The sequence below is a fragment of the bacterium genome (assembly GCA_019695335.1).
Classification (GTDB): Bacteria; CLD3; CLD3; order SB21; family SB21; genus JABWBZ01.
Genome location: JAIBAF010000117.1, coordinates 1 through 5051 on the forward strand (window position 1 = coordinate 1; position 5051 = coordinate 5051).

5 protein-coding genes are annotated in these 5051 nt (G+C 44.4%); all 5 read right to left on the reverse strand.

Features of this window, described 5'->3' with window-relative positions:
* Window positions 1-151: 151 nt before the first annotated feature.
* The 5 genes from K1X84_16615 to K1X84_16635 are packed head-to-tail and all read right to left on the reverse strand — an operon-like array spanning window position 152 to window position 4905.
* Window positions 152-697 (reverse strand): hypothetical protein, encoded by a 546-nt coding sequence (locus K1X84_16615; GenBank protein MBX7153252.1) that lies wholly within the window; start codon window positions 695-697, stop codon window positions 152-154.
* Between the two features lie 6 nt (window positions 698-703).
* Window positions 704-2566 carry a BamA/TamA family outer membrane protein gene (locus K1X84_16620; GenBank protein MBX7153253.1) on the reverse strand — a complete coding sequence of 621 codons (1863 nt, stop codon included), beginning with the start codon at window positions 2564-2566 and terminating at the stop codon, window positions 704-706.
* The gene (locus K1X84_16625) at window positions 2563-3177 is read right to left on the reverse strand and encodes a YigZ family protein (protein MBX7153254.1); all 615 of its coding nucleotides are present in this window, start codon (window positions 3175-3177) and stop codon (window positions 2563-2565) included. The genes K1X84_16620 and K1X84_16625 overlap by 4 nt, the downstream gene beginning before the upstream one ends.
* Before the next feature lie 33 nt (window positions 3178-3210).
* Window positions 3211-4512 (reverse strand): dihydroorotase, encoded by a 1302-nt coding sequence (locus tag K1X84_16630; GenBank protein MBX7153255.1) that lies wholly within the window; start codon window positions 4510-4512, stop codon window positions 3211-3213.
* A 12-nt stretch (window positions 4513-4524) separates the two neighbouring features.
* On the reverse strand, window positions 4525-4905 hold the full coding sequence (locus tag K1X84_16635) for a hypothetical protein (GenBank protein MBX7153256.1): 381 nt from the start codon (window positions 4903-4905) through the stop codon (window positions 4525-4527).
* Between the last annotated feature and the right edge of the window lie 146 nt (window positions 4906-5051).

The following is a 5051-nucleotide window of genomic DNA, read 5'->3' on the forward strand; positions in this document are numbered from 1 at the left end:
TCACGAATAAACGATTTCCGTGATAATAAAGCGCGGCTTGCAAATAAATGTCCCATAAAAACACCTCCTTAACCGCTCAAAGGTAGGCGAAAAGGACATTACAACCTATGATTTATGTCATGTTGGGAATAAGGAATTTGATTCCAGTTTATTATAAAAGCTGCAAAGCATTTTCTCTATGCTCGAGTAGGTTCAAAACTTGAGGATTTCCTTTCTTAAGTGCTTTTAATTCATCCTTAGTAATATTGACCAGTTCTATTCCTGCCTTCTTATAAACAACTCCAGGAGACGAAAATGCATTTACTTTTTGAAATTGAATAGCTTGCTTGTTTTCACTTGGTGTGATTAGGCAAATTTTGCAATACTTTGTCCTATACAAATGGAGCATCTGATCGCCTGAAATCTTTCCCATATTTAGTAACTCTTTAGCTGATACTTTACGAGGATATATATGTTCCTCGCTAATTTGCGGATTCTTATCACGAAATGATTTGATGACTTTTCTTGAAATCAGACCTGAAAAGGATTCATCCATCTTGGGAATATACCAAATTGCGGCACCAATCGTTGTCTCAATGAGAGCTTTCTGGCCGAAATTTGCGCAGATGTATATTGGACGAACAGCGTTTAGAAGGTCTGCAAGAACATTGCAACGGTCAATAATTTTGGATATTGTTGTTGATTTAACGTATTTCATGATAACTCAAAACTCTGTGGCAATTCCGAAGTGAACTTTTCCGTTGTTGAATGAATCGCCTTTTCCGAGGCCGTAATCAAGAGCGAATAATCCAAGGCGCGTCTGAAAGCGGATACCGAAACCGTAACCTATGGGCCAGCCGTCTTCAGTGATGACGCGTGTTTGATCGCCGGGCGCGTACTCCTTCCGATAGTAATAACCGGCATCCCAAAAAACAAAAATGCGCGACTGGCGCGAGGTCAGCCAACGTAGTTCGAAGTTATTCCACCCGATACGCGTGCCGTTGAAAAAATCTTCAGTGTAACCGCGCAGGTCGTGCAAACCGCCGAATAAAAATTGTTCACTGTATGGAACAACCGATTGCGGCGTTTTGTAAACATAGCCGTGTGTTCCGTTAAATAGCACTAATTTGCGCGTCAGCGGCCAATACGTTTCTACGTCGATGCTGATTTTCTGAGTTGACAACTTTTGCTGTGCGAAGTTTCCAACAACCGGAACGCCGTTGATGTGCAGCGTGTCGGTTCCGCCGGCGATTTCCGCAAACAATATTTCGTCTTTTTTTCCATACTCCAGCAGTGTTTTATAAAAAAGGCCGCTCCGAGGATTGATCCGGTCGTCCCGCGTGTCATAACTGAAACCGATGTATCCGGAATAAAACGTTGCGGAAGGAATGTTGAACAAAAAACTATTGGTCCAGCCGGCGGGATCGATGGTTTTTTGTTTTCCCCCGAAAAGCCCGCGCGTATTTTTACCGAGCAGCACACTGCCGTCGAGACTGAATGTGCGTTCAACGTAGATTGTGTCCTGAACGATTTGCTGAAGTGAGGCGCCGAGATTGACGGGATAATTTAAAACCCACGGCTCGGTATAAGCCAAATAAAAATCCTGTGAGTACCGGTTTTTCTTCTGCCATCGCGCTTCCAGTTGCCGTGCTGAACCGAAAAGATTCTGGAACGAAACATTAAATAAACCCGTGAAATAACCTTTTTCATCCGAGCCGGGTTGTTTCGGCACATAGCCCGCCACACCGTCAATCGTATTGGCGCTGCCCTCGGTAATTTGAATTTTTAACGCGTACGAACTGTCATCGAGGTAAAGCAATTCAGGTGTAGCCACATTTTGGATAAAAGATAATTTTTTTAATCGAATAATAGCATCGTCGATGACTTTTTGATCGTACGACAGCGGTAATTTTAAATTCAATTCCCTCAGTAAAACCGTTTCTTTGGTTTCAGATTGTCCGGTCACCGTAATTTTCCTGATAATAACCGGCTCGCCTTCATTGACCGAAATCCGAATCGTCATCAAAGGCGTCTCGCCTCGTGAAAATAAATGGATGCCCGTTACTTCAATTTTTGTAAAAGGAAATCCGTTGCGCTCGTACAACGACAGAAAGTTTTGTAAGTTCTCATCCAGAATTGCCGGATCGAAAATTTGCCCTGTTAAAGACCATGCATTGTAAATGGTTTGCTGTGGGAGCAGTTCGACACCTTCAATCGCAACGGAATCAACCTTGATCGGACGGTTTTCGGTAACAAAAAAAAAGACGTCCACGGCAGAACTGTCGCGATTAAATAAGCGAGTGATTGAATCAATTGATGCCAAATAAAATAATTTCGATTGATAAAAATTTAATATTTTAATGGCATCGCCGTTTAAAACATCTTCATTCAGCGGCAATGTTTCACGGGTTTGGATCACCGATTGTAGTTTTGACGAAGAAATTGAATGGTTACCTGTGAATTTAATTTTGGTGACGACAGGCGTTTGAGGAAATAAAGCCAGCGGAAAAAAAATTAATGTCAGACAAAGAAATGTTAATTTTAAATTGACAATCGACAATTGAAAGTACCTCGAATTTGTTTTCATTTTTGGTATTCAAAAATTTCAGCGCGCCCGCGTGTAAGATCGATCAGATTTGATTTGAAATAATCCATTTTGCCGGTGCGCACTTGGACGTTCATCTCGGTATTATGTTCATAATGTGTTTCAGTGATTTTACCTTCTACGGATGAAATCAGCCGCATGACCGTGTTGGTTTCTTCGTATGGAAAACGAATCATGAGAGATTCGTAAATAATTTCGGTTACGATGGGACATTGCGCGATCACGGCCAACGCGGCGTCGCCGTATGCTCTGACCAGTCCGCCCGTGCCTAATTTAGTCCCACCGAAATACCGTGTAACGACGATGACAATATCTGTTAATTGTTTGGAAAGAACGGCCTGATAGATTGGTTTTCCGGCTGTACCGGAAGGTTCGCCGTCATCGTTGTACCGGAAAATCGGCGATGCACCGAATCCGATATGATAAGCATAACAATTATGTGTAGCGTCAAAATATTTTTTTGAAATTCGGGTGATGAAAGCTTCGGCTTCTTCGGGCGAGGCTGCATGTGCGGCTGTAGCAATGAATTTCGATCCTTTAACTTTGATCTCAGATTGATTTTCGTCGTGGATCGTATAAAATTCGTCCGTCATCGTCCGTAACCGCAAACCGGCGTTTGATCGGAATTATTCTTCAATAAATATCTTGCCTTTATTGATCACGCCGAACGCTTTGCCTTTCATGATGTAACCGTTGTACGGCGTATTGACGCCTTTCGAGCAGGTGCGCGTGACATCGTACGTCCATGTTTTATCAGGGTCGATAATGGAAAGATTCGCCGGCGAACCGGGAGAGAGTTGAGGAATCGGAAGATTCAGAATTTTTCGCGGGGCAATGGCCATTTTTTCCAGCGCGCTATGAAGCGGAATGACGTTTTTGTGGACGAGGTCGTTGAATGTAATACCGATACAGGTTTCGAGGCCGGTGATACCAAATGACGCCTGATCGAATTCACACTCTTTGTCTTCAATGGTGTGCGGCGCGTGATCTGTCGCAATCACATCAATGGTGCCATCCTGCAGACCGCGTTTGATTTCTTCGATGTCTTTCGTTTCGCGCAACGGCGGATTCATTTTGGCAAATGTGTCATAATTTTCAACCGCCGCATCCGTCAATGTAAAATGATGCGGGCATACTTCACACGTCACATGAACGCCGCGTTTTTTCCCTTCGCGTACGAGGCGCACGGTGCCGCCGGTCGATATATGGGCGACATGAACATGCGAGCCGGTGTATTCCGCCAGCAGGATATCCCGCGCAACGACGACTTCTTCCGATAGATTCGGAATACCACGTAAACCCAATCGCGTGGATGTAAATCCCTCGTTCATCGATCCCTTATTGGACAACTGTTTATCTTCGGCATGTTCAATTACAGGAATGCGGTACATTTTGACATATTCCAGCGCGCGCCGCATAATTTCGGCATTGTATACCGGATCACCGTCATCGCTGACTCCGACGACGCCGGCTTCGACGAGATGGCCGATTTCCGCCAATTCTTTGCCTTCACGTTTTTTGGAAACGCAGCCGACCGGGTACACGTCGACCAAATGATTCTGCGCTTTGGTTTTGATAAAATGAACCGTATCGGCTGTGTCGATTGGCGGAGTCGTATTGGGCATGCAGGCTACGGCGGTAAAACCTCCGGCCATGGCCGCATTGCAGCCCGTAAGAATAGTTTCTTTATCTTCGCGGCCGGGCTCACGGAGGTGCACGTGCATATCGATCAGCCCGTGCGTGACGATTTTGCCTTGAAGATCGATAGTGTCCGTTACAGTTGCCGTTGTTTTTCCGATCGAATTGATCGTACCGTCGGCAATCAAAATATCCGTCACCTCGTCGCGCTTGTTAAGCAGATCAATTAATCGCGCATTTTTCAGCAGCAGTTTTTTTGGGAGCTCTTTTGCAAAAATTTCTCTGGCCATTATCAAACTCAATTAATTGGTAGATAGACTGAATTCATAAATAATGTAAGCCATCATGACGCCGATCATCGCGAACATCAGCGGTTTCATATTTTTCGAATCGCTTTTATAATAAATGCCCCGGATTTTTTGTAAATCGGTATCTCTAAAAAAACTGCCGATCTGTAACGTCACCGCGCTTTCGGTGAGCGAATAGAATTGTCCGCTTAATTGCGTGCCGTCATACAAATACACGATGATCGCATCGCCGGGTTTGAGCGTTTTGAGAAGCGCCTCGATTTCCCCGGTGCGCACCGTTTTTTCCGTTTCGTTCAGTTCTTTATCGTCGTGAACATACACGTTGTGGCCGCAACCGGCGAGCAATAACAGCAGTAGGAGGAGAAAATTTTTCATAGATTTATTGTATGATTTTGAGACCGAGGCAATTTCTGCTAAATCGTCCAAAATTGCAAGCTTTATCCGGTCGCTTTATTTCTCATTGCATCGGCCACGGTTTTGAAAAAAGCCCGCATAGGTTCGATGAAAGTGCGTTCGGTAAT

Coding starts and splice junctions, on each gene's coding strand:
- K1X84_16615 (MBX7153252.1), bottom strand. CDS start 697: ATGAAATACGTTAAATCAACAACAATATCCAAAATTATTGACCGTTGC.
- K1X84_16620 (MBX7153253.1), bottom strand. CDS start 2,566: ATGAAAACAAATTCGAGGTACTTTCAATTGTCGATTGTCAATTTAAAA.
- K1X84_16625 (MBX7153254.1), bottom strand. CDS start 3,177: ATGACGGACGAATTTTATACGATCCACGACGAAAATCAATCTGAGATC.
- K1X84_16630 (MBX7153255.1), bottom strand. CDS start 4,512: ATGGCCAGAGAAATTTTTGCAAAAGAGCTCCCAAAAAAACTGCTGCTG.
- K1X84_16635 (MBX7153256.1), bottom strand. CDS start 4,905: ATGAAAAATTTTCTCCTCCTACTGCTGTTATTGCTCGCCGGTTGCGGC.